Source organism: Pseudoroseicyclus aestuarii, from assembly GCF_003217255.1.
GTDB lineage: Bacteria > Pseudomonadota > Alphaproteobacteria > Rhodobacterales > Rhodobacteraceae > Pseudoroseicyclus > Pseudoroseicyclus aestuarii.
This window is the reverse complement of sequence record NZ_QJTE01000003.1, coordinates 244883-270381: the sequence shown is the minus strand read 5'-3', so window position 1 is coordinate 270381 and position 25499 is coordinate 244883. Positions and strand designations below refer to the sequence as shown.

The window sequence follows — 25499 nt, the reverse complement described above, 5'->3', positions numbered from 1 at the left end:
GCCCTGCGCGGACGGGGGGCAGCGCCCCCCTCCCTGCCCAGCGGCACCGCAGGTCGCGTCAGGCTCTAGCGGCGCAGCACGCCGCCCGTCGCCTTCTCGACCTTCTCGACGATCTTCGCGCCGACCGCCTCGATCTCCTTCTCGGTCAGCGTTGCCTCCTTCGGCTCCAGCCGCACCGCCAGGGCGAGCGACTTCTTGCCCTCGCCCAGCGATCCGCCCTGGAACTGGTCGAAGACCCGCACGCCCGAGATCAGCGCCTTGTCGGCGCCCAGCGCGGCGTTGACCGCCACCTGCGCCTCGACACCCGCGTCCAGCACGAAGGCGAAATCGCGCTCCACCGCCTGCAGGTCGCTGATCGCCAGCGCGGGCCGCGCGGCGCCGGTGCTGCGCGGTAGCGGCACTTCCTCGGGCCAGAGGGTGAAGGCGACCGCCGGTCCCTTGACCTCAAGCGCCTCGAGAACGCGGGGATGCAGCTCTCCGAAGACGCCCAGCACCTTCTTCGGCCCCAGGCACAGCTTGCCGTGCCGCCCCGGGTGCCACCAGCCTTCGGCGCCGCGCAGGATCTGCAGCTTCGCCGGCGCGCCGAGGGCCGCCAGAAGCGCCTCGGCATCGGCCTTGACGTCATAAAGATCGACAGGCCGGCTGGCGCCGTGGATGTCGCGCGGGCCGCTGCGCCCGGTCAGCAGCCCCGCCACCTCGAAGCGCTGCTCGCCCGGCTCGGCGCCGGCGAAGACATCGCTCGCCTCGAACAGCGCGAGATCGGCCTGCCCCCGCGCCTGGTTCCGCGCCGCGGCGCGCAAGAGGTTCCCCAGCAGCGAGGGCCGCATGTGGCTGAGGTCGGCGGAGATCGGGTTCTGGAGCCGCGTCGCATCGGTGCCGCCGCCGAAAAGCTCCGCCGTCGCGCGGTCGGTGAAGCTGTAGGTGACGCATTCGTCGTAGCCCAGCGAGGCGGCGGTCCGCCGCGCCGTGGTCGCGCGGATCTGCACCTGTGTCAGCACCGGGGCCGGCACGCCCGGCTCGCGCGGCAGCGGCTGCGGCTCGAGCCCGCTGAGAGAGGCGATGCGCGCCACTTCCTCGACCAGATCGGCGGGGCCCTGCACGTCGGGGCGCCAGCTCGGCACCGCGGCCATGTCCCCGTCGAGCACGAAGCCCAGCGCCTCAAGCGTGGCGCGCTGCTGCGCCTCGGGGATCTCCATCCCGACGAGAGAGACGACGCGCGCGGGGTTCAGCGCGTAGCTGCGCGCGTGATCCGGTGCCTGCCCGGCGGCGATCAGGTGGCTCGCCTCGCCGCCCGCGTGATCGAGGATCATCCGCACCGCGGCATCGAGGCCGGCTTCGGTCCAGGCCGGATCGACGCCCCGCTCGAAGCGGTAGCGCGCGTCGGAGTTGATCTTCAGCGCGCGGCCCGCATGAGCGATCTGCACCGGGTCGAACCACGCGCTTTCGACCAGGACGTCCACGGTCTCTTCGGTGACGGAGGTCGCCTCGCCGCCCATGATGCCGCCGATACTCTGCACCCCGGCCTCGTCGCGGAAGATCACCGCGCCCTCGGGCATGGCGTAGGTCTTCTCGTCCAGCGCCAGCAGCTCCTCCCCGCCCGATGCGCGGGCGATGGTCAGCCCGCCGGCGATCTTGCCCGCGTCGAAGACATGGAGGGGGCGCGCCCGGTCGTAGGCGAAGAAGTTCGTCACATCGACGAGGAAGCTGATCGGCCGCAGCCCGATGGCGCGCAGCCGGTCCTGCAGCCATTGCGGCGAGGGGCCGTTCTTCACGCCGCGGATCAAGCGGCCGTAGAAGACCGGGCAGCCGTCCTTGGCCGCATCCTCGATCGTCACCTGCACCGGGCTGTCGAAGCTGCCCTGAACCTCGGCCTCCGGCGCAGGCTTCAGCTTGCCGAGGCCGCGCGCGGCCAGATCGCGGGCGACGCCGCGCACGGCCAGCGCATCGGGGCGGTTCGGGGTGATCGCGATCTCGATCACCGGGTCGACCTTGGCCGGATCATTGGCGGCGAGCCAGTCGGCAAATTCCTCGCCCACCTCGCCCGAGGGCAGCTCGATGATGCCGTCGTGCTCCTCCGACAGCTCCAGCTCCCGCTCGGAGGCCATCATGCCATGGCTCTCGATGCCGCGGATCTTGCCGACGCCGATGGTGGTGTCGATGCCGGGGACGTAGATGCCGGGCTGGGCGACGACGACGGTGATCCCGGCCCGCGCATTGGGGGCGCCGCAGATGATCTGCGTCTCGCCCTGCGGCAGCGCCACGCGGCAGACCTTCAGGCGATCCGCCTCGGGGTGTTTCTCGGCCGCGACGACCTTGCCGATGACGAAGCCGCGCAGCTTGGCGGCGGGGTTCTCGACCCCCTCGACCTCGAGGCCGAGGTCGGTCAGGGCTTCGGTGATCGCCTCGACGGAGGCATCCGTCTCGAGGTGATCCTTGAGCCAGGAGAGGGTGAATTTCATCGGTCTAGCCCCGTTTTCTCGGTCCCGGCGGGGTTACCGGATGGCGGCGGCAAAAGGAAGGGCCGCCCGCGTGGCGGACGGCCCCCCTCTCCTGCCTGCAGGCGCCTTAGTGGCTGGTGACCTGCGACTGCTGCGTGGCCGCGTCATCGGCCGGCGCGCTGGTGTTGTGCACCTGCGCCTGCGCCTGGTCGCCCGAGGGCACGCCGCGCGCGTCCGAGGTGCCGAGGATCAGGCTGCCCTGGATCGAGGCGAGCGCGGTACGCACACCGTCCCAGTCGCTGTCCTGCGCGGCCTTGGTCGCATCGTCCAGCGCGGTCAGCGTCGCCTGCTGCGGCAGCAGCGTCACGGTGTCACGCAGGTCGATCTCGTCAATGCCGAAGAGGCTCGTCGGCTTGCCGGTCTGGCTCGCCCCGTCGGCATTCGCCGTGCTCTGCGAGGCGCTGTCGTCCTGCGGATGCAGGCTTGCGCGCTCGGAAAGCATCGTGCTCATCGCGACGGGGAAGTAGGCATCGCCGGACAGGGCGCCGGCGCCCGTCACGCTGCTGCCATCGGCCTTCTGGGTCAGCTGATCGGTCGAGACGGCGTCACCGCTGGCGTTCTGGAAGGCGGTCTGCGCCCGGTCCAGGATGTCGGACAGGTTGTCCGTGCGGTTGGTCATCAGCGCGATCTGCGCCAGCTGCACGTCCCGCAGCCCGCTTGCCGCATCCGAGGAGACCTGGAAGTCGAAGGGCGCCGTCCGGTCGCCCCCATTGGTCGCGCCGTTCTGGCTTTGCGCCGGTGCGGTCTGCTCCGTGGCCTGCTGCGTGGTCTGGCCCGAGGAGGTCGCGGTGTCCTGCGCAAAGGCCGGCACGACGGCCGCAGAGGACATCAGGACCGCCATGGCGGTGCCGAGAAGAGTGTTGCGTTTCATGGTCTTGCCCTTTCCAAAGCCCGCGTCTTCGCGCGGTCCGTCGGCGTCTCCTGCCACCATGGCGAGGATCGGCGTCGGCGGGCTGGCCTCTAGATCGGGCGGTCCGCGCTGCTTTCAACGCGGCGCGCGATGTCGTGACGACACGAGGCGGTGACGGAACCGTCAGCTCTCTTCGCGTTTCGCGAGATCCGCGTAATCGCGCTTCCGCATCAGGTGCAATTCCCGCACCAGCCGAATGGTCGGCTTGAGCGCGAAGCAGAGCGAGCCGATGACGAAGAGCGTGACCGCCGGCGTGTTCAGGCTGCTCCAGTAGAACATGATCGAGCCGATCAGGAAGGTCGCCGCGGCAGTGAAATCGACCGCCGTGTAGGCCACTTCGTAGCAGGCCCAGAGGTGGCGGGTTTCACGGGTGGTTTCGCCGTTGGCGTGGTGGAAGAGCTTCATTGGTCTACCCGTCGCGGCTTTACAAACGCCTGACCCCGCCGAAGCGGGGCCAGGGGACGTTGACAGTATTTAGACTGCTCGGGCCTTGTCATCGACCGGTGAGCAGCCTGCCTAGTACTCTAGGTCTTAAAGCCCGACGTCCGGGTTACGCCGGATATATGGCACCGGAATGGTTTCGTTTCAATGACGATCCAGTCCCAGTCCCGCCAGAACGGCACGACGAACGCCGGCAAGATCCTCGGGCGTGAGCGTCGGATACTCATACTTCCTGCGCCCGACCTTGAACGCGCTCAGACGTCGTAGCGCCACATTCATCACAAGGTCGCACTTGGCCCATGTCTCGGTGTCGGGACCTGTCCAGGGCGCGTAGTTACGGGACAACCGGTAGACAAAGGGCAGCATCCGCTGTGGCGGCGTCGTGCTGATAGGGACGATGGCTGCAAGTTCGGAGCGATTGGGAAGCTTGGGGGAGATGACGATGACCGGCCGAACCTTCGTGATCTCGGGGACATCGAGATCAGTGAAATCGCCTACGAAGACCTGACCCGCGCGCGGGTAGAACTTCAGCCCCACAAGATCACACCCCCGCGCGCACCGTCGGCACCTGAAGCGCCCCGAACCCGTAGTGCTTCAGCCAGCGCAGGTCGCTCTCGAAGAAAGCCCGCAGGTCGGGGATGCCGTATTTCAGCATGGCGATCCGGTCGATGCCCATGCCGAAGGCGAAGCCCTGCCATTCGTCGGGGTCGACTCCGGCGGCCTGCAGCACCTTGGGGTGCACCATGCCCGAGCCCAGCACCTCGAGCCAGCCGTCGCCCTCGCCGACCTTGACCGTGCCGCCTTCGAAGCTGCACTGGATGTCGATCTCGGCCGAGGGCTCGGTGAAGGGGAAGTGCGAGGCGCGGAAGCGGGTCTTCACCGGGCGGCCGAAGAAGGCAGAGAAAAACTCTTCCAGCACCCACTTGAGGTTCGCCATGGAGATGTCCTTGCCGATGGCGAGGCCCTCGACCTGGTGGAACATCGGCGTATGCGTCTGGTCGAAATCGGCGCGGTAGACGCGGCCGGGGCAGATGATGCGGCAGGGCGCGCCCTGCGCCTCGAGCGTGCGGATCTGGACCGGGCTGGTATGGGTGCGCAGCACGTGCGGCGGGCGATTGTCGCCCTCGCGCCGGGCCATGTAGAAGGTGTCCATCTCGGCCCGCGCGGGGTGGTGGCCGGGGATGTTCAGCGCGTCGAAGTTGTACCAGTCGCTCTCGATCTGCGGGCCTTCGGCGACGGAAAAGCCAAGCTCGGCGAAGAGGGCTGTGACCTCCTCCATGACCTGGCTGACGGGATGGATCGTGCCCTGCCGGGCGGGGCGCGCGGGCAGCGAGACGTCGAGCCATTCCTCCTGCAGGCGCGCTTCGAGCGCGGCATCGCCCAGCGCGGCCTTCTTCGCGGTGAGGGCGGCGTTGAGCTCGTCCTTCAGCGCGTTCAGGCGCGGGCCCTCGGTCTGACGCTCCTCGGGGGTCATCTTGCCCAGCGTCTTCATCAGGGCGCTGACCTCGCCCTTCTTGCCCAGCGCGGCAAGGCGCACCTCTTCCAGCGCGGCCTCGTCGCCCGCGGCGCCGATCAGGCCAAGGTATTTCTGTCGCAGATCGTCCATGAAGGCCCCCGTTTCCCGCCAGACCCGGCGCTTTCGTCGCGGCCCGAGGTAGCGGCGCCGGCGCCGAAGGGCAAGGCGGGCGATGGTCCATGCCTTGTCCTCGGCCCCATGCGCCCCACCCTTGTCACGCAAGGACACCCAAAACAGGAGACGACGATGAAACGCCTCACGACACCCGCCCTCGCCGCGGCGGTGCTGGCCGCCGGTCCCGCCCTGGCCGAGGATGTCAGCTACGACTACGAGGGCACCGCCCTGACCGGCTATTTCGCCAAGGCCGAGAACCCGCAGGGCCTCGTCATCATCGCGCATGACTGGGACGGCCTCGACGATTTCGAGCGTGGCCAGGCCGATGAGCTGGCCGAGATGGGCTACGACGCCTTCGCGCTGAGCATGTATGCCGACGACACGCCCCTTGAGGGGATGGAGGATTACCGCGCCGCCACGCAAGAGGTCACCTCCGACCGCACGCGGATGCAGGGCCTGATCGAGGCCGGCGTCACGCAGGCGCGCGACCTGTCGGATGCCGAGCAGATGATCGTCATGGGCTACTGCTTCGGCGGCGGCGTGGCACTGGAGATGGCGCGCAGCGACATGGCCGACATGGCGGCGGGCTACGCCACCTTCCACGGCACGCTCGCCACCCCCGAGGGCGAGAGCTACGACGGAGAGGAGCCGCCGATCCTGATCCTGCATGGCGGCGCCGACCAGGCCGTGCCGATGTCCGACGTCGTCGCGCTGAGCGAAGAGCTCGAGGCGGCGGGCAATACCTACACGATCGAGGTCTACTCCGGCGCGCCGCATGCCTTCTCGGTCGAGGGCAGCGACAGCTACCAGGAGCGGGCCGCGACCGAAAGCTGGCAGGCCTTCACCGACTTCGCCGCAGAGCGCTTCGGCAGCTGATCTCAGTCGGGCCGGCCCCCTGCCCGGCCCTAGGCCGCGATACGAAAAAAGGCCGCCCCGAGGGGCGGCCTTTTCCTGTTGGGCGGTGCTGCGGCGATCAGGCCGGCAGCGCGTCCTTGGCCTTGGCCGCGATGGCGTTGAACGCCTCGGGCTCGTGCACGGCGAGATCGGCGAGGACCTTGCGGTCGACCTCGATCCCGGCGAGCGACAGGCCGTTGATGAAACGGCTGTAGGTCATGCTGTCGTCATAGGCGCGCACGGCGGCGTTGATCCGCTGGATCCACAGGGCGCGGAAGTTGCGCTTGCGGTTCTTGCGGTCGCGCGTGGCGTACTGGTTCGCCTTGTCGACGGCCTGCTTGGCAACCTTGAAGGTCCGGCTGCGGCGGTCGTAGTAGCCGGCGGCCTGGTCGAGAATCTTCTTGTGACGGCGGTGGGTGACGGGACCCGAAGTGGTACGGCTCATCCTGTGATCTCCTTAGCGCGCGTAGGGCATCATGGGTTTCAGGATCTGCTCGTCCGCCTTGGACAGCACGGTGGTGCCGCGCGCGTCACGGATGAACTTGGTGGTGCGCTTGATCATGCCGTGGCGCTTGCCCGCCTGACCGGCCTTGATCCGGCCCGAGGCCGTCACCTTGAACCGCTTCTTGCAGCTCGATTTCGTCTTCATCTTGGGCATTTGCATCTCCTCGTGCAGGGTGCTTGCGCGCAGCTCGGCATGCCACGAAGGCCGGCCACGCGAGGGAAGCCGCGATCTAGAGGATGCGCGGTCAAAGTGCAAGCCCTGCCCGCGCCAAGCAGCGCAGGCAGGGTCGCAATCGCGGGATCAGGAGCCCGGGGGAGTTTCCGGCTGGCCGGCGACGCCCTCGTCGAGGTTGGCGCGCGGCTCGCCCATGTCGCCGTCGTCCTGGAAACCATCGGTCTCCTGGTCGACTTCGTTCAGGAAGGGATCGGTCTGTTCCACGCCCGCGGAAGAGCCGGTCATCGTCTCATCGCAGCCGGCAAGAAGCGCCAGGCCAAAGGCGGTCAGAAGGAGCTTGTTCATACTGTCCTCACGTTAGTCTGCTTCAACAGGTTGTGAGGTTAATGCCTGAGGGTTCGACGTCCAGCCCGATGCGGCATCGGACTGGACGATTGTTCAATTAATCGGGCTCTGCGCCATAAATCATACGCTCGTCACAGGGCGCGACGCGCAGGATGTTGGTCGAGCCGGAGGTGCCGAAGGGCACGCCGGCGACGACGACGACATTCTCGCCCTCCTGCGCCAGCCCTTCGGACAGCGCGGCGCGGGCGGCGGCGACCACGGCCATCTTGAAACGGTCGAGCTGGCCGATGGTGCTGCTGATCGTCCCCCAGCTGAGGCAGAGCTGGCGCGCGACGTGCTGTTCGGTGGTCAGGGCGATGATCGGCACCCGCGGACGCTCGCGGGCGACCAGCTTCACCGTACGCCCCGAATGCGAGAAGCAGCAGATCGCCTTGACGTCGGTCGTCTCCGCGATCTCGCGCGCGGCCGAGACGATGCCATCGGCGAGGCTCTTGTGCTCCACCCGGCGCGAGCTTTCGATGACCTGCCGGAAGGTCGGATCGCTCTCCACCTCCTGGGCGACGCTGTCCATCGTGCGCACCGATTCCACCGGGTAGGCGCCCGCGGCGCTTTCGGCCGAGAGCATGATCGCGTCGGTGCCCTCGTAGATCGAGCCAGCGACGTCCGAGACCTCGGCCCGCGTGGGCATCGGGCTTTCGATCATCGATTCGAGCATCTGCGTCGCGACGATCACCGGCTTGGCGGCGGCGCGGCACTTGCGCACCAGCTGCTTCTGGATCGGCGGCACGTTCTGCACCGGCAGCTCCACGCCCAGATCGCCGCGGGCGACCATGATGCCGTCCGAGGCCGCGAGGATATCGTCAAAGGCCTTCACGGCGGCGGGCTTCTCGATCTTCGACAGGATCGCGGCCCGGCCGCGCGCAAGCTCGCGCCCCTCTTCGACATCGGCGGCGCGCTGCACGAAGCTCAGCGCCAGCCAGTCGACGCCCAGCTCGCAGGCGAATTCGAGGTCCTTGCGGTCCTTCTGGGACAGGGCGGCCAGCGGCAGCACCACGTCGGGGACGTTCACGCCCTTGCGGTTCGAGATGGTGCCCCCGACGACGACCTCGGTATTGGCGTAATCGGCGCCGTAATCCTTGACCCGGAGGCGGATCTTGCCGTCGTTGACCAGCAGCATGGCCCCCGGCTCGAGCGCGTCGAAGATTTCCTTGTGGGGCAGGCAGACGCGGGTGACGTCGCCGGGCGTCTCGTCGAGATCGAGCCGGAAGTCGGCGCCGGGCACCAGCTCGGCCTCGCCCTCGGCGAAAGTGCCGACGCGCAGCTTCGGACCCTGCAGGTCGGCGAGGATGCCGATGGGGCTGTCGAGCTCTGCCTCGATGCGGCGGATGATCTCGTGCCGGGCCCTGATCTCGTCATGGGTGCCGTGGCTCATGTTCAGGCGGAACACGTCCGCGCCGGCCTCGACCAGCGCCTTGATGACCTCGTAGGTGGACGAGGCGGGGCCAAGCGTGGCCACGATCTTCACATTGCGGTTGCGCTTCATGAGCTGCCCTCTCGACTGCGGCCCCCTGTCGGGGCAAAAGAGGCGGTGTTTGCGCGACCGCCGTACTACGGCGCCCTTATTGCGCAATCGCATGACGCTCACAACACGGGGGCCGGGGATCGGGCGACTATCGTCGCAGGACGCGGCCTGACAGCATGCCGGATGCCTATATCGTCAGCGGCGCGGACCGCCCCTCGCGCTGGCTGGTCACCTGCGATCACGCGACCAATATCGTCCCGGACTGGGTGGAAGGGGGCGATCTGGGCCTGCCGCCGCAGGACATGGAGCGGCACATCGCCTACGACGTCGGCGCGGCGGGCCTGTCGCGGGCCATGGCAGACCTGCTGGACGCGCCGCTGATCGAGACGCGCTTCTCGCGCCTCGTGATCGATCCCAACCGCGGCGCCGAGGATCCGACCCTCGTGATGAAGATCTACGACGGCAGCATCGTGCCCGGCAATCGCCACGCCGGCCCCGAGGAGCGGGCCCGCCGGCTGGAGCGGCTGCACCGCCCCTACCACGACGCCTACGAGGCGCTCGCCGCGGCCCGGCCCGACCGGGCGATCTGCGCGGTGCACAGCTTCACCCCGCAGCTGCGCGGCAGGCCGCCCCGGCCCTGGCAGGTGGCGGTGCTGCATTCGCACCGCGATTCGCGCCTCGCCCTGCCGCTGCTGGCGCGGCTGCGGGCCGAGCCGGACCTGACCGTCGGCGACAACGAGCCCTATACCGGCCACCTCGATGGCGATTCGATCGACAGCCATGCCTTGCGATCCGGGCGGCCGAACGTACTTCTCGAAGTGCGCAACGACCTGATCGAGACGGAGGCGGGGCAGCGCGCCTGGGCCGCGCGGCTTGCGCCGGTGCTGGAAGGCGCCCTCGCCGACGCCGGGATCTGACGCGCCGAGCCACAAGGAGAGACGTGATGACCAAGACCCCGGACGAGGCCACCCGGACCGAGATCGAGGCCGCGGCCTTCCGCCGCCTGCGCCAGCACCTGCTGGAGGATCGCCCCGACGTGCAGAACATCGACCTGATGACGCTGGCCGGCTTCTGCCGCAACTGCCTGAGCCGCTGGTACGGCGAGGCGGCGGCAGAGCGCGGCATCGAGATGTCCAAGGAGGAGGCGCGCGAGGCCTTCTACGGCATGCCCTACGACGATTGGCGCGCCGCGCATCAGACCGAGGCCGGGCCGGAGAAGCAGGAGGCCTTCCAGGAGGCCTTCGCCAGCAACGTCGGAGACGCCGGCAAGACCGGTTGAGGCTTGCCCTGATGCGCCGCCCTGCCGCAACCTGAGGGTGCGGAGGGGCTGTCATGCGCATCATGGACTGGAACGTCGAATGGATGAACCGCTGGTTCAGCGGCAATGCTCTCCCCCGCTGGGGCAGCAGCGAGCTGACGGCAGCCGAGGCGCAGGGCGTCGCGCGCCGGGTCATGGCGGTGATCGCGGCGGTAGAGCCTGACCTGATCTGCCTGCAGGAAGGCCCCAGCGCCCCGCAGGAGATGGCGCTTTTCCTCGCGCTCATGGACGAGGAGACCGGCCTCGCCTTCGAGGCGCTGGTGGGCGGCGACGGCGGCGCGCAAAAGATGTACGCGCTGCGCCGGATCGGCGGCGCCGTGGCGGCGATGGATTACGCCACCGACGCGGCCACCCGTGCCCTGGCAGAGCCATGGGAGGCCGATGTGAACGGCGACCTGCTGCTCGAGGGCTACGGCTTCACCCGCCTGCCGCTGGTCGTCGACGTGGACCCCGAGGGCGGCGCGCCGGTGCGGGTGGTGATCCTGCATGCGAAGTCGAAATACGTCCACAACGGCCAGCGCCTGTTCCAGGACCCGGCCCGGCGGCTGGAGTTCGTCAGCGCCGCCATGGTGGCCCGCCGCCGGATCTCGGCCGAGGCCTTTCGCGTGCGGGCCTACCTCGATGCGCTGGTGGCCGATGACCCGGAGATGCGGATCGTGGTGACGGGCGATTTCAACGACGGGCCGGGGCAGGACTACTTCGAGCAGCGCTACCTGACGCATAATGTCACCGACATCCTGCTGGGCAGCACCTTCTACCCGCAGCTGATCTTCGGCCATGCGCTGATCGGGCGGGTGCCGCCGCAGGCGCTCTTCACCGCGCGCTTCGACGACTTCGTCGACGGGGTGATGGACCGGCCGCTGCTGCTGGACCACATCCTGACCTCGCCCGCGCTGTCGGACCAGGTCTCGGCGGCGAGCATCGCCCATGCCGCCTTCGATGCGCAGGTAACCGGCGGCGGGGCAGAGCGGACGGGTCGCCCCAGCGATCACCGCCCGGTCTGGGCCGATATCACCGCGCCCCTGCGCCGCAGCGCCTGAGGGCAAGGGGGCCCTCCCGCCCGAAGCCGCGGCCGCATCGCGGCCCCGCCTTCGGCCCGGGCCCGGCGCCGCTGGCGCGGCGCGGGGCCTGCCGCAGCCCTCAGAGCGCGGCCTTGCGGCTTTCCTCAAGGTAGATCTCGCGCAGGCGGCGCGCGACGGGGCCGGGCTGACCGGACCCCACCGTCGCGCCGTCGACCTGCACCACAGGCGTGACGAAGCTGGTGGCCGAGGTGATGAAGGCCTCGTCGGCCTCCTGCGCCTCCTCGATGGTAAAGGCGCGCTCCTCGACGGTCATCTGCGCCTCGCGGGCGAATCGCAGCACGGCGGCGCGGGTGATCCCGGCGAGGATCTCGGAGCCGAGCTGGCGGGTCACGATGCGGCCGTCCTTGACGATATAGGCGTTGTTCGAACTGCCCTCCGTCACCGCGCCATCCTCGACCATCCAGGCGTCGTCGGCGCCCGCGGCCTTAGCCGCCATCTTCGCCATGGAGGGCGCGAGAAGCTGCACCGTCTTGATGTCGCGCCGGCCCCAGCGGATGTCCGGCACCGAGATCACCGAGATGCCGTCCCGCGCGGCGGCGCCATCGGCGAGGCCGGGCTTGCTCTGCGTGAACAGGACCACCGACTGCGGCGTCCCCTCGGGCGGGAAGGCGAAGTCGCGGTCCTGCGGGTTGCCGCGCGTGACCTGCAGGTAGACGAGGCCGTCCTCGATCCCGTTGCGGGCGACGAGGTCGCGGTGCAGGTCCAGCAGGGCCTCGGCCTCCATCGGCATCGGCATGGCGATCTCGTTCAGGCTGCGCTCCAGCCGGGCCGCGTGGCCGGGGAAATCCACCAGCTTGCCACCGAGCACGCTGGTCACCTCGTAGATGCCGTCGGACATGAGAAAGCCACGGTCGAAGACCGAGATCCTGGCCTCTTCCTCGGGGACGAAATCTCCGTTCACATAGACGATACGGCTCATGGCTGGGTTCCTGCTGCCTGTTTGGCCGGAACCGTACCGCCCCCGACCGGCACGGGAAAGCCCGCTTGCCGCCAAAAGGCTGCCCTGCCCGAGGTGCACCCTGACGGCAGAGCACCCATGGGGACGACCGCCGTGCGCATCTACATCTCCGTCGATATCGAGGGCGTCGCCGGCGTCCAGCACCCGCGGCAGGGCCGCCTCGGCGAGGCCGCCCACGAGGCCGCCCGCCTGCTGATGGTCGGGGAGGCGAATGCCGCGGTGCGCGGCGCCTTCACCGGCGGCGCGACCGAGGTGACGGTGGCCGATTCCCACGGTCCGATGTCGAACATCCCGCCGGATCGGCTCGATCCCCGGGCGCGGCTGGTGCAGGGCACGCCCCGGCCTGGCTCCATGACCGAGGGGCTGACGGAGGATTTCGACGGGCTGGTGCTGATCGGCTGGCATGCCGCCGCAGGCGCGCGCGGCGTGCTGGCCCATACCATCAGCGGCCGCGCCTTCGCGGAGGTGAGGGTCAATGGCCTTCTGGCGGGCGAGCCGACGCTTTTTGGCGGCCATGCCGCCGAGCTGGGGGTGCCTTTGCTGGCCGTCTCGGGCGACGACTGCCTTTGCGAGGAGGTCACGGCGCAGTTCCCGCGCGCCCGCCGCATCGTGGTCAAGCATGCGCTCGGCGCCGCGGCGGCCGACAGCCTCGCCCCCGCCGCCGCCTGCGCGCTGATCGAGGAGGACGTGGCCGAGGCGGTGCGCAAGGCGGGCTGTCGCGCGCCCGAGGCGCCCTGCAGCCCGCCCCTGGACCTGCGCGTGACGCTGACGCAGCAGGCCTATGCCGATGCCGCCGCCCTGCTGCCGGGGACCGAACGCATCGGCAGCCGCTGCATCCGCTTCGGCGCCGAAACGCACGAGGAGGCGATCCGCGTCCTCACGGCCTTCGCGCTGATGGCGGCGGGGCTGGACTAGCCCCAGAGCGCCGCCGCCGGCGGGTGCACACCCGCCGCATCGAAGACCAGCCCGTCCTCGCGGTCCTCGGCCAGCAGCAGCGGGCCGTCGAGGTCGGTGACCATGGCGCCCTGCGCCACCAGCACCGCCGGCGCCATGGCGAGCGAGCTTCCGACCATGCAGCCGACCATGACGCGATATCTCTGCGCCAGCGCCGCCTCGCGCAGGGCCAGCGCCTCGGTCAGCCCGCCGGTCTTGTCGAGCTTGATGTTGACGACGTCGTACTTGCCCTTGAGCGCCGCGAGGCTGCCCCGGTCGTGGCAGCTTTCGTCGGCGCAGACCGGCAGCGGGCGCGCGATCTCGGCCAGCATCGCGTCGTCCCCTGCGGGCAGCGGCTGTTCCACAAGCTCCACCCCCAGCCGCAGCAGATGCGGCGCGAGATCGGCATAGACCTCGGCGCTCCAGCCCTCGTTGGCGTCGATGATGATCCGGGCCTTCGGCGCACCGCGGCGCACCGCCTCGAGCCGCGGCATGTCGTCGGGGGTACCGAGCTTGATCTTCAGCAAGGGCCGCGCGGCATGGCGGCGGGCCTGCGCCTCCATCTTCTCGGGGCTGTCCAGCGAGAGGGTATAGGCCGTGACCTCGGGCCCCGGCGCCGGCAGACCGGCCAGGTCCCAGGCGCGCAGCCCGGCCTGCTTCGCCTCCAGATCCCAAAGCGCGCAGTCGACGGCGTTGCGGGCGGCCCCGGCAGGCAGAAGGCCCTGAAGCTGCGCGCGGGTCACGTCCTGCGGCAGGCCGGCGATCTCGGCCTCGACCGAATCCAGGCTCTCGCCGTAGCGGGCGTAGGGCACGCATTCGCCCCGGCCCGTGACGCCGCCGCGCGTGACGGAGGCGGTCAGCACCTCGGCCGCCGTCTTCGTGCCGCGGGCGATGGTAAAGGCCTCGGCCAGGGGGAAGCTGTGCCGCGCGGTGGTCAGGGTCATGTCTTTCTCCAGCGCCAGATGCCGTCCGCCCCGGTCTCGCGCAGGGCGCGATCCTGGGCGGTCAGCGTGTTCAGATGGCCCAGCGTCTCGGCCAGGGCCAGCCCGTAGATTTCGGGCCCGATGCTGCGCCGGAACAGGGGGGAGAAGCAATCGCCCCCCTGCCGCGGCCGGTTCAGATGCGCCTCGAGCCGGTCCAGCGCGTCCCGGTGCCGCCGCGCCATATGCGCCAGCCGCGCGGGCAGCCCGCGATAAACCGGGCCATGGCCCGGCAGCACGAGGTGATCCTCGCGCGCATGGGCGGCCAGCGCCTCGGCGCTGGCGATCCAGTCGCGCACCGTCGGGGCCTCGGGCTCGTAGAACTGGACACCGAGGTTGGGGCTGGATCGGCGCAGAAGCTGGTCGCCGCCGATCACCAGATCGTCGTCGCAGCTCCAGAAAGTGGCATGCTCGGGCGCGTGCCCCTCGCCCATGCGGATCTGCCACAGGCGCCCGCCGAAGCGGATCTGCTGCCCCTCGCGCAGGCGCAGGTAGCCCTCGGGCAGAGGATGCACCGCGCCGCTGAAGGCCGAGGGGCGCTGCCGCGCCTTCACCGCCAGCACCTGCGCATCCATCCCGGCACGATGCCAGAAGTCCAGCATGGCCTGCGGCGGCACCTCATGCGCCTCGGCCAGCAGCCAGCGCGCCAGAAAGTAGCCGCTGCGCGGCATCTCCAGCGGGATGCCGAAGCGCGCGCAAAGCCAGCCGGCGAGACCGATGTGATCGGGGTGGTGATGCGTGGCGATCATCCGGCGCAGGGGCCGACCCTTCAGCGGGCCGGTAAGCCAGGCCTCCCACAGCGCGCGCGCCTCGGGGCTGTCGAAGCCGGTGTCGATGACGCACCAGCCCTCCCCCTCCTCCAGCGCGAAGATGTTCACATGCTCGACGAAGCTGGGCATCGGCTGGCGCAGCCAGAGGACGCCCGGCGCAACCTCGACGGCCCCAGCGCCCTCGGGCGGCGGAGTGGCCTCCATCGCATCGGTCATCGGCAGCCTTTCCTGCGGCGGCGAAGCCGTGAACTTCTGCCGCCCGTTGCGGTTGCGATCCGAAGGCGCCGCGCCGTGGCGCCACCCCATCGTGACAGGAGAGCCCCATGGCCGAGCAGGACAAGAACCACCGCAGCGCCGTCGACGGCAGCTACGTCAGCGAAGAGACCGCGCGCGAGAACCCCGAGACGACGATGTCCGAGGACCCCGAGGGCGAGCCCACCAACCGCCCCCGCAGCACCAAGACCGGCGAATTCGTCACCGGCGAAGAGGCCGAGAAATATCCCCATACGACCGTGAACGAGGACGACGTCTAGGACGCCAGATCCTCGGCCGTCAGATCGGTCAGATCCTCCATCCCCGCCCCCATGGCCGTCAGATGCGCGGCAGCTTCGGGCAGCATGCGGTGGATGTAGAACCCGGCGAGGCGGGTGCGCCCTGCCTCGCCCCCCTGCGCCGCCATCAGGTGGTAATGCCCGCCCAGCACCCGCGCGAAGGCGCGCAGATAGGGCACGGCGCAGGCCTGCCGGTGCGCCATGTCCCGCCCGAGAAGCGCCTCTGTCGCCGCCTGAATCAGCTGCGCAGACCGCAGGACAGGCTCCGCGAGATCGGGGAGAAGCTGCCGCGCGGCCTCGGCCCCCGCGGCGACCTCCGCGATCAGCGCCTTGGCCGCATCGCCGCCGTCCGCCATCTTCCGGCCCACGAGGTCCAGCGCCTGAATGCCGTTGGTCCCTTCGTAGATCGAGGTCACGCGCACGTCCCGCCAAAGCTGCGCCACGCCCGTCTCCTCGACGTAGCCCATGCCGCCATGCACCTGGATCGACAGGTCCGCGACCCGCGCGCCGACCTCGGTGCCGAAGGCCTTGGCGATTGGGGTAAGCAGCCCCGCCCGCGCCGTCCATGCCTCGGATCCCGTCGCCCGCCCCATGTCGAGCGCCGCGCCGCAGGCCAGCGTGATCGCACGCGCGGCAAAGGTATCGGCGCGCATCTCGGCCAGCATGCGCCGCACCTCGTCATGCTCGATGATCGCGCCGCCCTTGGCCGTGCGGCCTTGCTTGCGCTCGGTCGCATGGGCCAGCGCCATGGTGCAGGCCGCCTCCGCGACGCCGACGCCCTGCGTCCCGACGCCGAGACGGGCGTTGTTCATCATGGTGAACATCGCCGCCATGCCGCCATTCGGCGCACCGACGATCCAGCCGGTCGCGCCCTCGTAGGCCATCACGGCGGTGGGCGATCCATGCATGCCCAGCTTGTGCTCAAGGCTCACGACACGCAGGCTGTTCGCCTCGCCGGGGCTGCCATCCTCCTGCGGGATATACTTCGGGACGAGGAAGAGGCTGATCCCCTTGCTGCCCTGCGGCGCATCGGGCAGCCGCGCGAGGACGAGGTGGCAGACGTTCTCGGTGAAATCGTTGTCGCCCCAGGTGATGTAGATCTTCTGCCCGGTGATGGCGTAGCGCCCGTCCTCCAGCGGCTCTGCCCTAGTGCGCAGGGCGCCGACGTCGCTGCCGGCCTGCGGCTCGGTCAGGTTCATCGTGCCGGACCAGTCACCCGAAATGAGGCGCGGCAGCACCTGCGCCTTCAGATCGGCGTCGGCGTGATGCTCCAGCGCCTCGATCTGGCCCTGGCTCATCAAGGGGGCAAGCTGCAGCGACAGGCAGGCGCCAGCCATCATCTCGTTGACGGCGGTGGTCAGCAGCATCGGCAGCCCCATGCCGCCCTGCTCGGGCGAGGCGGCCATCCCGATCCAGCCGCCCTCGGCAATCGCGCTCCAGCCCTCGCCGAACCCCGGCGGCGTGCGCACCACGCCATTCTCGAGCCGCGCAGGCTCCAGGTCACCGGGACGCTGCAAGGGGGCGAGGACGCTTTCGCACAGGCGGGCCGCCTCGGTCAGAATCGCCTCGGCGGTCTCTGGCGTGGCCTCTGCAAAGCGCTCGGTCGCGGCGATCTCGGGCAGGCCGAGACGGGGCAGCAGGAACCGGAAATCGGCCAGCGGTGCGGTATAGGGCATCGGACCCTCCTCCCAGAAGGCGCCCGCTTGGAATCTGCGGCGGGCAAGACTAAGCCGGGGCCAGTTTCGGGCCGGATCGCCCGTTGCCGCAAGACGAACCTCCGCAAGCCGCCCGGAAACGCCACGTCATGACCCGCATCCTCGAAGACAGCGCCGAAGGGATCGGCCGCGCGGCGCAGATGCTGCAGCGCGGCGGCCTTGTCGCCTTCCCGACGGAGACGGTCTACGGGCTGGGCGCCGATGCCACGGACGAGACCGCCGTGGCCCGCATCTTCGCCGCCAAGGGCCGGCCGCAGTTCAACCCGCTGATCGTGCATCTTGCCGCATTCGAAGAGGCCGAGGCGCTGTGCGAGGTCCCGCCGCAAGCGGCGGCGCTGGCGCAGGCCTTCTGGCCCGGCCCGCTGACGCTGGTGCTGCCCTTGCGCGCGGGCGCGGGCATCGCGCCTTCGGTCACGGCGGGCCTGCCGACGCTGGCGCTGCGGGTGCCGGCGCATCCGCTGGCGCGCGCGCTGCTGCGCCGCACCGGCCGCCCGCTTGCCGCGCCCTCGGCCAACCCCTCGGGCCGGGTCAGCCCGACGACGGCGGCGCATGTCGTCTCCGGCCTCGGGGGGCGGATCGACGCGGTGCTCGATGGCGGGGCCTGCGGCGTGGGTGTCGAATCGACGATCCTCGGCTTCGAGGGGAACCGGCCCGTGCTGCTGCGCGCCGGCGGCCTCCCGGCCGAGGCGCTGGAACAGGCGCTCGGCGCGCCGCTGCTGGCACCGGACAAGGCCGAAGGGGTCACCGCCCCCGGCCAGCTCGCCTCGCATTACGCGCCCAAGGGGTCGGTTCGCCTGAACGCCACTGCCCCGCGCGAGGACGAGACCTACCTCGGCTTCGGCGCCCATGGCGCGGCGGGGGGGATGAACCTCTCGCCCTCGGGCGATCTGGCCGAGGCGGCGGCGCGGCTGTTCTCCTGCCTGCACCGGCTGGACCGGCGCGGGGCCAAATCGATTGCCGTCGCGCCGATCCCCGAAGAGGGGCTGGGCCGGGCGATCAACGACCGCCTGCGCCGCGCCGCGGCCCCGCGCTGAGCCTGCGCTTTACCCGCCGCCGCCCCAGGGCCTAGAAGGGGCCAGCATGATCCGGAGTGCCCGCCCGTGAGTTTCACCGCCCGCCACCTTCTGGGAATCGAGCCGCTGCGCCAGGCGGATATCACCGCCCTGCTCGACCGCGCCGACCACTACGCCGAGGCGAATCGCCGCGGCGAAGCGGCGCGCGACGTGCTGGCCGGGCTGACGCAGATCAACATGTTCTTCGAGGCCTCGACCCGCACCCAGTCCAGCTTCGAGCTGGCGGGGCAGCGGCTGGGCGCCGACGTGATGAACATGGCGATGCAGGCCTCGAGCCTGAAGAAGGGCGAGACGCTGATCGACACGGCGCTGACGCTGAACGCGATGCGGCCCGACCTGCTGGTGGTGCGCCACCCCAATTCCGGGGCCGTCGACCTTCTGGCGCAGAAGGTGCAATGCGCGGTGCTGAACGCCGGCGACGGGCGGCACGAGCATCCGACGCAGGCGCTGCTGGACGCGCTGACGATCCGCCGCGCCAAGGGCCGGCTGCACCGCCTGTCGATCGCGATCTGCGGCGACATCGCCCATAGCCGCGTCGCCCGGTCCAACATCCTGCTGCTGGGCAAGATGGAGAACCGCATCCGCCTGATCGGGCCGCGCACCCTGATCCCCTCGGGCGCGGATCGCTGGGGGGTCGAGATCTTCGACGACATGGCCGAGGGGCTGCAGGGCGCCGACGTGGTGATGATGCTGCGCCTTCAGAAAGAGCGGATGGACGGCGGTTTCATCCCCTCCGAGCGCGAGTACTACCACCGCTGGGGGCTCGACGCCGCGAAGCTCGCGCATGCCAAGCCCGACGCCATCGTCATGCATCCCGGCCCGATGAATCGCGGCGTCGAGATCGACGGCACGCTGGCGGACGACATCAACCGCAGCGTCATCCAGACGCAGGTGGAGATGGGCGTGGCTGTGCGCATGGCGGCCATGGACCTGCTGGCGCAGAACCTGCGGGCCGAGCGCGCGGCGCAACCGGCCTGAGGCCCCGAGAGGGGGCTGCCTCGCGCGCTAGCCTTCTCGGCACAGCCGCCTTTCAGGCAAATCCACCCCCGTCAGATAAAGGAAAAGGCCGGCCCCACTCGGCGCCGGCTTTTTCATCATCTGGAAGCCGCCGTCAGGCGGAGGGTTCGGGCTCCATCCCGCCCTCGGTCGGCTTCGGCTTACGCGTCTTGGGGATCGAGGTGATCGAGGCGCCGCCGCCCTGGCTGGGCTTGGCATCGTTATCGTCGTCGCCGCGGTTCAGCGGCTCGCCGGCGATGACTCGGGTGATCTCGCTGCCGGTCAGGGTCTCGTACTCCAGCAGGCCTTGGGCCAGCCGCTCGAGCTCCTCGTGCCGCTCCGTCAGAATGCGGCGCGCGGTCTCGTAGCCGGTGTCGATGATCTGCTTCACCTTGTCGTCGATGATCTTCTGCGTCGCCGCCGAGTGGTTGGTGCCGCCGGAATAGCCGCCCAAGTAGCTTTGCTGCTCGTTGGCGTAATCGACGTAGCCAAGCTCTTCGGCGAAGCCGAACTGCGTCACCATGGCCCGCGCGATCTTGCTGGCCTGCTGGATGTCGCTCGCGGCGCCGGAGGTCACGCTTTCATGGCCGAAGGTCAGCTCCTCGGCGACGCGGCCGCCCATCGCCATGGCGATCTTGGAGGTATACTTGCGCAGGCTGACCGACAGCTGGTCCCGCTCGGGCAGCGACAGCACGAGGCCAAGCGCACGGCCACGGGGGATGATCGTCGCCTTGTGGATCGGGTCATGCTCGGGGACGTTCAGGCCGACGATGGCATGGCCGGCCTCGTGATAGGCGGTCAGCTTCTTCTCGTCCTCGGTCATAACCATGCTCCGGCGTTCGGAGCCCATCATGACCTTGTCCTTGGCATTCTCGAAATCGATCATCGTCACGAAGCGCCGGCCCACACGTGCCGCCATCAGCGCAGCCTCGTTCACGAGGTTGGCGAGATCGGCGCCCGAGAAGCCGGGCGTGCCGCGCGCGATAATGCGCAGGTCGACGTCGGGGCCGAGCGGGGTCTTGCGGGCATGCACGCCGAGGATCTTTTCGCGGCCCTTGATGTCCGGGTTCGGCACCTGGACCTGCCGGTCAAAACGGCCGGGACGCAGCAGCGCCGGGTCCAGCACGTCGGGGCGGTTGGTCGCGGCGACGATGATGATCCCCTCGTTTGCCTCGAAGCCGTCCATCTCGACCAGAAGCTGGTTCAGCGTCTGCTCGCGCTCGTCGTTGCCGCCACCGTAGCCGACACCGCGCGAGCGGCCGACGGCGTCGATTTCGTCGATGAAGACGATGCAGGGCGCATTCTTCTTCGCCTGCTCGAACATGTCGCGGACGCGGCTGGCGCCGACGCCGACGAACATCTCGACGAAGTCGGAGCCGGAGATGGTGAAGAAGGGCACGCCGGCCTCCCCCGCGACGGCGCGGGCGAGCAGCGTCTTACCGGTGCCCGGAGGGCCGACCAGCAGCGCGCCCTTGGGGATCTTGCCGCCGAGGCGCGAGAACTTCTGCGGGTTGCGCAGGAATTCCACGATCTCCTCGAGGTCGTCCTTGGCCTCGTCGATGCCGGCGACGTCGTCGAAGGTGACGCGGCCATGCTTCTCGGTCAGCAGCTTGGCCTTGGACTTGCCAAAGCCCATGGCGCCGCCCTTACCGCCACCCTGCATCCGGTTCATGAAGTAGATCCAGACGCCAATCAGCAGAAGGAAGGGCAGAAGCGACAGCAGGAAGGTCGTGAAGGTCGACTGGTCCGGGCTTTCGGCGCGGACGGGCACGTCCTCGGACAGCAGCAGGCTCGAGACCTCTGCGTCGGGCGGCAGGACCGTGGTGTAGTCGCGGCCGTCGGTGCCGCGGTAGCGCACGTCCTCGCCCCGGATCGTCGCCTGCGCGACCTGGCCGGCCTCGACCGACTGGACGAACTCCGAGTAGGAGCGATTCGTCGATGACAGGGAATTCTGGCCGCCGCTGAAGACGTTGAACAGCGCGAGCACCAGAAGGAACAGCACGACCCAAAAGGCGATGTTGCGAGCGTTGCCCAAGACTGACCTCCGAAGACGGGTCCCGATCGTCAACAAGGCCAGGGGGCCGGGCGCATCGGGTTTCCCTTAAAATAGGGATCGGCGCCCGCGCTTCAATCCGATTATCGCAGAAGCGCAAAATCCGCTGTAATTCGCGCGGTCCACCGCCGCTCGACCCTGGCCAGCGGCGCCGCGATCAGTGCCCCGTCCCGCCAGACGGCGGGCGCGGCCAGAAGGCTCGCGCGGGGGAGCCCGGTCTCGCGCCAGCCCGGCACCTGCGACAGCCCGGCCTCGCCCAATGCGGCGATGGTATCGCCCTGCCGGAACGGCCCCTCGACGCGCCAGCGGCCATCCCAGAGCGCGCCGGGCGGGGCGCTAAGCCCTTCTACGGCCTGCACCTCGCGCGTGAGGCGGGGCGCAGGCGCGGGCAGCAGCCGCACCCCGTTCAGCACGCCGCCGCGCCCCTTGAGCAAGCAGGCCTCCAGCCGCTCCAGCGCGGCGGCGCGGGGGGGATAATCGCGCTGGCCGATCCAGCGCAGGGCGGCGACCAGCAGCCTGCGCCGCGCCTCGGCCGGGGCCTGCGCCAAGGCCGCGGGGTGCAGGATCACATCGCCGCGATCCTGCACCAGCGCGCGCGCGGCCAATTCCTCGGCTTGCCGGTCCAGCGCCTCGCGCGCCGTGCCGATCTGGCGCGAGACCTGCGCCAGCGTCTGCGCGCCCAGCCCTTCCTGCGCCATCAGCGCCAGCAGCCGGCGGATGCGCGCCCGCTCGAAGCGGGGGTCGGCGTTGGTCGGATCCTCGATCCAGCCGGCGCCCTGCCCGCGCAGCCAGTCGCGCAGATCCTCGCGCCCCTGCCGCAGCAGCGGGCGATGCCAGGTCACGCCGCTTTCGTCCCAGCGGGCGGCCATGGGCGAAAGCCCGTCGATCCCCGCCGCGCGGGAAAGGCGCATGAGGAAGGTCTCGGCCTGATCGTCGGCGGTATGGCCGAGCAGCACGTGATCCACGCCCTGCTCCCGCGCCCATTCGGCGATCAGGCCTCGGCGGGCGCGGCGGGCGCGATCCATGAGGTTGCCGCCCTGCCCCGCCTCCTCCCAGCGCAGCACCGCATGGGGCACCCCCAGCCGGGCGCAGAGGGCGGCGACCTGCCGCGCCTCGTCGGCCGCCTCGGGGCGCAGCCCGTGATCGACGGTAACTGCGGACAGGCGAGAGGGGGCGACCTGCTGCGCCAGAAGCAGCAGCGCGGTCGAATCACTGCCGCCAGAGACGGCGACGGCGATGCGCCCCGCGGGCGGCAGGGCCGCGGCAAGCGCGGCGGCGGGATCGCTGGGATCCCGCCGCGCGCGGGTCACTGGCAGCCGGCGCTAGCCCGCGCGGCCTGCGCCTGCGCCACTTCGGGCGCGCCGGGGAACCGGGTCTCGACCTCGCCCAGCGTTACGCAGGCGTCCTGCGTCTGGCCCAGCGCGACAAGCGCGGTGCCCAGCTTCAGCAGGGCCTCGGCGGCGATATCGCTGGCCGGATCGCCGGAAAAGGCGTCGAGATAGGCGCGCGCGGCGCCCGAGCGATCGCCAAGCTCCGTCAGCGCATCGCCGCGCCGGAGGAGAGCCTCCCCGCTCAGCGCACCGCCGGGGTAGGTCTCGACAAAGGCCGCAAACTGGTCAGCGGCGCCTTGAAAGTCACCTTGAGCGAGCGCCTCCGACGCCCGCTCGAAGTCGGCCTGCTCGCTGACCGCGAGCTCCGGTCCGCCCGTCTGGGGGGCGGGTGCAGGGGCCGGCGCGGGGGCCGCGCCGGTGGTGCCGCCAAGGCTGGGCGTATCGCCCAGCTGGCCGATGTCGCAGCCGGGCTCCAGCTCGCAAAGCCGGAACTCGAGATCGCCGATCCGGTTCGTGCCGTCGCTGACGACGCGGTTGATCCGGAACTCCAGCGCCTCGGTCTGCGCGGTCAGATCCGCGAGCTGTGCGTTCATCGCGTTCAGCCGGTCGAGCCCGGTGCTGCCCCCGATGGAGGCCGCGCCGGTGCCCGAGGTCTGAAGCTCGGCGTTCAGGCTTTGCACCTCGGCATTCAGCGCCGCGAGGTCCTGCCGGATGTCGGCAAGCGTCGCATCGCCGCCGGCCTGCGCCGTCTCTCCGGTCAGCATGCCGGGGGTCACCCCCTCCTGCGCGGCCGCGCCAAACCCGAGGGCGCACAGCAGCGTGCCCCCGAGCGCGGCCCTGCGGACACCGCCCCGCATCAGCTGAGCGAGCCGGCGGCGATCACCGTCACGGCGCGGCGGTTCTGGGTGTAGCAGCTGGCGTCGGAGCAGACGGCAATCGGGCGCTCCTTGCCGTAGCTGACGGTGCGCAGACGGGCCGAGGGCACGCCGCGGCTGACGAGGTACTCGCGCACCGCGTTGGCGCGACGCTCGCCCAGGGCGAGGTTGTATTCGCGCGTGCCCTGCTCGTCCGCGTGGCCCTCGATCACGGCCTGGTAATCGGCATTGGTCAGCAGCCACTGCGCCTGGCCGTCGAGCACGGTCTGCGCCTCGGGCGAGATCGTGGACTGGTCGACGGAGAAGAGGACGCGGTCGCCGATGGCCTGGTTGAAATAGGCGGGGCTGGAGGGATCGTTCGCGCCGCCGAGCCCGGCCTGGCCGACGCCCGCACCGGCGGTCAGCGGGCCGCCGTTGGGGTCCATGCCGGCACCACCGGCACCGGCGCCGAAGCGGTCGGGGCGGGTGCAGGCAGAGGTGGCGAGGGCTGCGGTGAGCAGCAGGGCGAGGGTAAACTTGTTCATTGCAATTCCGTTCTGCCTCAGGTTCCGGGCATTTAATACAAGACTAGCACGGCGCGGGCGCGCCCGGAAGCGGCTGCGCTATTGCTGCAGCGGCCCCCAGGAGGCGTCCGAGGCGAAGCCGTCGGTCGGAACGCGCTGCAGGTTCCGCCCCGAGACGTCGACCGAATAGAGCGAGGGGCCGCCCTGCGCGCCTTGGGTTTCGCGCGTGAACATCAGCACGCGGCCATTGGGCGCCCAGGTCGGGCTCTCGTCCAGGAAGGACGAGGTGAGCAGCCGCTCTTCCGAGCCGTCGGTCCGCATCACGCCGATGTGAAACCGCCCCGCGTTCTGCTTGGTAAAGGCGATAAGGTCGCCGCGCGGGCTCCAGACCGGGCTGCCGTAGCGCCCGTCACCGAAGCTGATGCGCCGCGCCTCGCCGCCGCTGGCGGACATGATGTAGAGCTGCTGCTGGCCCGAGCGGTCGCTTTCGAAGACGATCTGGCTGCCGTCGGGCGAGAAGCTGGGCGAAGTTTCGATCGACGGCGCATTGGTCAGCTGGCTGTGGCTGCCGGTGGCGAGGTCGGTGCGGTAGAGGTCGGTGTTGCCGCCCGAGGCGACCGAGTAGATCACCTGGCTGCCGTTCTGCGAGAAGCGCGGGGTGAAGGCCATCTCGCCCGGCGCGGTGGGCACCGCCTGCCCCGCCGGGGCTGCGACGTTCAGCATCCGCACACCCGCCGTGCCGCCGGCGTAGGAGGTGTAGAGCACCCGGTCGCCGGTCGGCGAAAAGCGCGGCGCCAGCACCAGAGAGGAGCTGTCGGTCAGGTACTGCACGTTGGCGCCGTCGTAATCCATGATCCCGATGCGGCGGGCGCGGTCGTCCTTTGGCCCGCTCTCGGCGACGAAGACGACGCGGCTGTCGAAGTAGCCGCCCTCGCCGGTGATGCGGGAATAGACCGCGTCGGCGACCTTGTGGCCCATGCGGCGCCAGCCGTCGGTGGTGCCCGAGAACTGCAGCCCCTCGCCCAGCTCGCCGCCCGCGAAGACGTCGTAGAGGCGGAAGCTGACGGTCAGCTGGTTGCCGTTGACCGCGACGGAGCCGGTGATCAGCGCCTGCGCGTTGATCGCCCGCCAGTCGGCGTAAGACACCTGCCCGCCGAAGCCCGAGGGCGTCGAGATGAAGCTTTCGGAGCCGATGCGCCGGAACAGCCCGGTGCCGGTCAGATCCTCGGCCACGACCTGCGTGATGTCCGAGGCGTATTGCCCGGCGCCGCCGCCGTCGAAGAAGCTCGGCAGGGCGAAGGGCAGCGGCTCGATCACGCCGTCGGTGATGGTGATGCGCAGCGGCCCGCCATCCTGCGCCAGCGCGGGTGCGGCGGGGGCAAGGGCCATGGGCACGGCAAGCGCGGCCGCGGACAGTATCGCGAAGACTCGGGTCAGCATCG

Annotated in this window: 26 protein-coding genes; 8 read left to right on the top strand and 18 right to left on the bottom strand. The window is 70.2% G+C overall.

Annotation, left to right across the window (positions count from 1 at the left end; translation table 11 throughout):
- Positions 1–65: 65 nt before the first annotated feature.
- The 5 genes from pheT to pheS all read right to left on the bottom strand — a co-directional run bounded on the left by pheT (position 66) and on the right by pheS (position 5455).
- The gene (gene pheT, locus DFP88_RS10590) at positions 66–2459 is read right to left on the bottom strand and encodes a phenylalanine--tRNA ligase subunit beta (RefSeq protein ID WP_110814451.1); all 2394 of its coding nucleotides are present in this window, start codon (positions 2457–2459) and stop codon (positions 66–68) included.
- Positions 2460–2565: 106 nt separating this feature from the next.
- The gene (locus tag DFP88_RS10585; protein ID WP_181418621.1) at positions 2566–3369 is read right to left on the bottom strand and encodes a YfdX family protein; all 804 of its coding nucleotides are present in this window, start codon (positions 3367–3369) and stop codon (positions 2566–2568) included.
- 162 nt (positions 3370–3531) lie between these two features.
- Complete coding sequence (locus DFP88_RS10580) at positions 3532–3813, bottom strand: YrhK family protein (protein ID WP_110814449.1); 282 nt, start codon at positions 3811–3813, stop codon at positions 3532–3534.
- A gap of 180 nt (positions 3814–3993) precedes the next feature.
- The gene (locus tag DFP88_RS10575) at positions 3994–4386 is read right to left on the bottom strand and encodes a type II toxin-antitoxin system PemK/MazF family toxin (RefSeq protein ID WP_110814448.1); all 393 of its coding nucleotides are present in this window, start codon (positions 4384–4386) and stop codon (positions 3994–3996) included.
- 4 nt (positions 4387–4390) lie between these two features.
- On the bottom strand, positions 4391–5455 hold the full coding sequence (gene pheS / locus DFP88_RS10570; protein ID WP_110814447.1) for a phenylalanine--tRNA ligase subunit alpha: 1065 nt from the start codon (positions 5453–5455) through the stop codon (positions 4391–4393).
- Positions 5456–5611: 156 nt separating this feature from the next.
- Between pheS and DFP88_RS10565 the strand changes: the two genes are divergently transcribed.
- Positions 5612–6355: a dienelactone hydrolase family protein gene (locus tag DFP88_RS10565; RefSeq protein ID WP_110814446.1), complete on the top strand. Its 744-nt coding sequence runs from the start codon at positions 5612–5614 to the stop codon at positions 6353–6355.
- Between the two features lie 97 nt (positions 6356–6452).
- On the opposite strand, the gene rplT is transcribed toward DFP88_RS10565, so the two are convergent.
- The 4 genes from rplT to pyk form a co-directional block, all read right to left on the bottom strand.
- Positions 6453–6818: a 50S ribosomal protein L20 gene (gene rplT / locus DFP88_RS10560; protein WP_110814445.1), complete on the bottom strand. Its 366-nt coding sequence runs from the start codon at positions 6816–6818 to the stop codon at positions 6453–6455.
- Positions 6819–6830: 12 nt separating this feature from the next.
- Positions 6831–7031 carry a 50S ribosomal protein L35 gene (rpmI, locus tag DFP88_RS10555; protein WP_110814444.1) on the bottom strand — a complete coding sequence of 67 codons (201 nt, stop codon included), beginning with the start codon at positions 7029–7031 and terminating at the stop codon, positions 6831–6833.
- 147 nt (positions 7032–7178) lie between these two features.
- The gene (locus tag DFP88_RS10550; protein WP_110814443.1) at positions 7179–7397 is read right to left on the bottom strand and encodes a hypothetical protein; all 219 of its coding nucleotides are present in this window, start codon (positions 7395–7397) and stop codon (positions 7179–7181) included.
- 97 nt (positions 7398–7494) lie between these two features.
- Positions 7495–8940 carry a pyruvate kinase gene (gene pyk / locus DFP88_RS10545; protein ID WP_110814442.1) on the bottom strand — a complete coding sequence of 482 codons (1446 nt, stop codon included), beginning with the start codon at positions 8938–8940 and terminating at the stop codon, positions 7495–7497.
- A gap of 155 nt (positions 8941–9095) precedes the next feature.
- Here pyk and DFP88_RS10540 point away from each other — a divergent pair, with 155 nt between their 5' ends.
- The 3 genes from DFP88_RS10540 to DFP88_RS10530 are packed head-to-tail and all read left to right on the top strand — an operon-like array spanning position 9096 to position 11277.
- Entirely contained in the window at positions 9096–9836 is a 741-nt protein-coding gene (locus tag DFP88_RS10540) for an N-formylglutamate amidohydrolase (RefSeq protein ID WP_110814441.1), read from the top strand.
- Between the two features lie 26 nt (positions 9837–9862).
- Positions 9863–10198 (top strand): DUF1244 domain-containing protein, encoded by a 336-nt coding sequence (locus tag DFP88_RS10535; protein ID WP_110814440.1) that lies wholly within the window; start codon positions 9863–9865, stop codon positions 10196–10198.
- 53 nt (positions 10199–10251) lie between these two features.
- The gene (locus DFP88_RS10530) at positions 10252–11277 is read left to right on the top strand and encodes an endonuclease/exonuclease/phosphatase family protein (protein ID WP_110814439.1); all 1026 of its coding nucleotides are present in this window, start codon (positions 10252–10254) and stop codon (positions 11275–11277) included.
- Positions 11278–11377: 100 nt separating this feature from the next.
- On the opposite strand, the gene DFP88_RS10525 is transcribed toward DFP88_RS10530, so the two are convergent.
- Entirely contained in the window at positions 11378–12238 is an 861-nt protein-coding gene (locus DFP88_RS10525; RefSeq protein WP_110814438.1) for a D-amino-acid transaminase, read from the bottom strand.
- 117 nt (positions 12239–12355) lie between these two features.
- Here DFP88_RS10525 and DFP88_RS10520 point away from each other — a divergent pair, with 117 nt between their 5' ends.
- Complete coding sequence (locus DFP88_RS10520; RefSeq protein WP_220032319.1) at positions 12356–13192, top strand: M55 family metallopeptidase; 837 nt, start codon at positions 12356–12358, stop codon at positions 13190–13192.
- Here the strand turns inward: DFP88_RS10520 and dgcA are convergent.
- A complete protein-coding gene (gene dgcA, locus DFP88_RS10515; RefSeq protein ID WP_110814437.1) occupies positions 13189–14154 on the bottom strand; it encodes an N-acetyl-D-Glu racemase DgcA in 966 nt (321 codons plus the stop codon). The genes DFP88_RS10520 and dgcA overlap by 4 nt on opposite strands.
- Positions 14151–15176 (bottom strand): MBL fold metallo-hydrolase, encoded by a 1026-nt coding sequence (locus tag DFP88_RS10510; protein ID WP_110814436.1) that lies wholly within the window; start codon positions 15174–15176, stop codon positions 14151–14153. Before DFP88_RS10510 ends, dgcA begins: the two co-directional genes overlap by 4 nt.
- 107 nt (positions 15177–15283) lie before the next feature.
- Here DFP88_RS10510 and DFP88_RS10505 point away from each other — a divergent pair, with 107 nt between their 5' ends.
- On the top strand, positions 15284–15493 hold the full coding sequence (locus DFP88_RS10505; protein WP_110814435.1) for a hypothetical protein: 210 nt from the start codon (positions 15284–15286) through the stop codon (positions 15491–15493).
- On the opposite strand, the gene DFP88_RS10500 is transcribed toward DFP88_RS10505, so the two are convergent.
- Entirely contained in the window at positions 15490–17187 is a 1698-nt protein-coding gene (locus DFP88_RS10500) for an acyl-CoA dehydrogenase (protein WP_110814434.1), read from the bottom strand. The genes DFP88_RS10505 and DFP88_RS10500 overlap by 4 nt on opposite strands.
- 128 nt (positions 17188–17315) lie before the next feature.
- Here DFP88_RS10500 and DFP88_RS10495 point away from each other — a divergent pair, with 128 nt between their 5' ends.
- Positions 17316–18260 (top strand): L-threonylcarbamoyladenylate synthase, encoded by a 945-nt coding sequence (locus DFP88_RS10495; protein WP_110814433.1) that lies wholly within the window; start codon positions 17316–17318, stop codon positions 18258–18260.
- Between the two features lie 66 nt (positions 18261–18326).
- Complete coding sequence (locus DFP88_RS10490; RefSeq protein WP_110814432.1) at positions 18327–19277, top strand: aspartate carbamoyltransferase catalytic subunit; 951 nt, start codon at positions 18327–18329, stop codon at positions 19275–19277.
- A 133-nt stretch (positions 19278–19410) separates the two neighbouring features.
- On the opposite strand, the gene ftsH is transcribed toward DFP88_RS10490, so the two are convergent.
- The 5 genes from ftsH to tolB form a co-directional block, all read right to left on the bottom strand.
- The gene (ftsH, locus tag DFP88_RS10485; RefSeq protein ID WP_110814431.1) at positions 19411–21330 is read right to left on the bottom strand and encodes an ATP-dependent zinc metalloprotease FtsH; all 1920 of its coding nucleotides are present in this window, start codon (positions 21328–21330) and stop codon (positions 19411–19413) included.
- 101 nt (positions 21331–21431) lie between these two features.
- Positions 21432–22658: a tRNA lysidine(34) synthetase TilS gene (gene tilS / locus DFP88_RS10480; protein WP_245904778.1), complete on the bottom strand. Its 1227-nt coding sequence runs from the start codon at positions 22656–22658 to the stop codon at positions 21432–21434.
- Positions 22655–23536 (bottom strand): tol-pal system protein YbgF, encoded by an 882-nt coding sequence (gene ybgF, locus DFP88_RS10475; protein ID WP_342767715.1) that lies wholly within the window; start codon positions 23534–23536, stop codon positions 22655–22657. Before ybgF ends, tilS begins: the two co-directional genes overlap by 4 nt.
- Positions 23536–24078, bottom strand: coding sequence for a peptidoglycan-associated lipoprotein Pal (gene pal, locus DFP88_RS10470; RefSeq protein WP_110814429.1), 543 nt, complete (start codon positions 24076–24078; stop codon positions 23536–23538). The genes ybgF and pal overlap by 1 nt, the downstream gene beginning before the upstream one ends.
- A gap of 78 nt (positions 24079–24156) precedes the next feature.
- On the bottom strand, positions 24157–25497 hold the full coding sequence (tolB, locus tag DFP88_RS10465; protein WP_110814428.1) for a Tol-Pal system beta propeller repeat protein TolB: 1341 nt from the start codon (positions 25495–25497) through the stop codon (positions 24157–24159).
- Positions 25498–25499 lie beyond the last annotated feature (2 nt).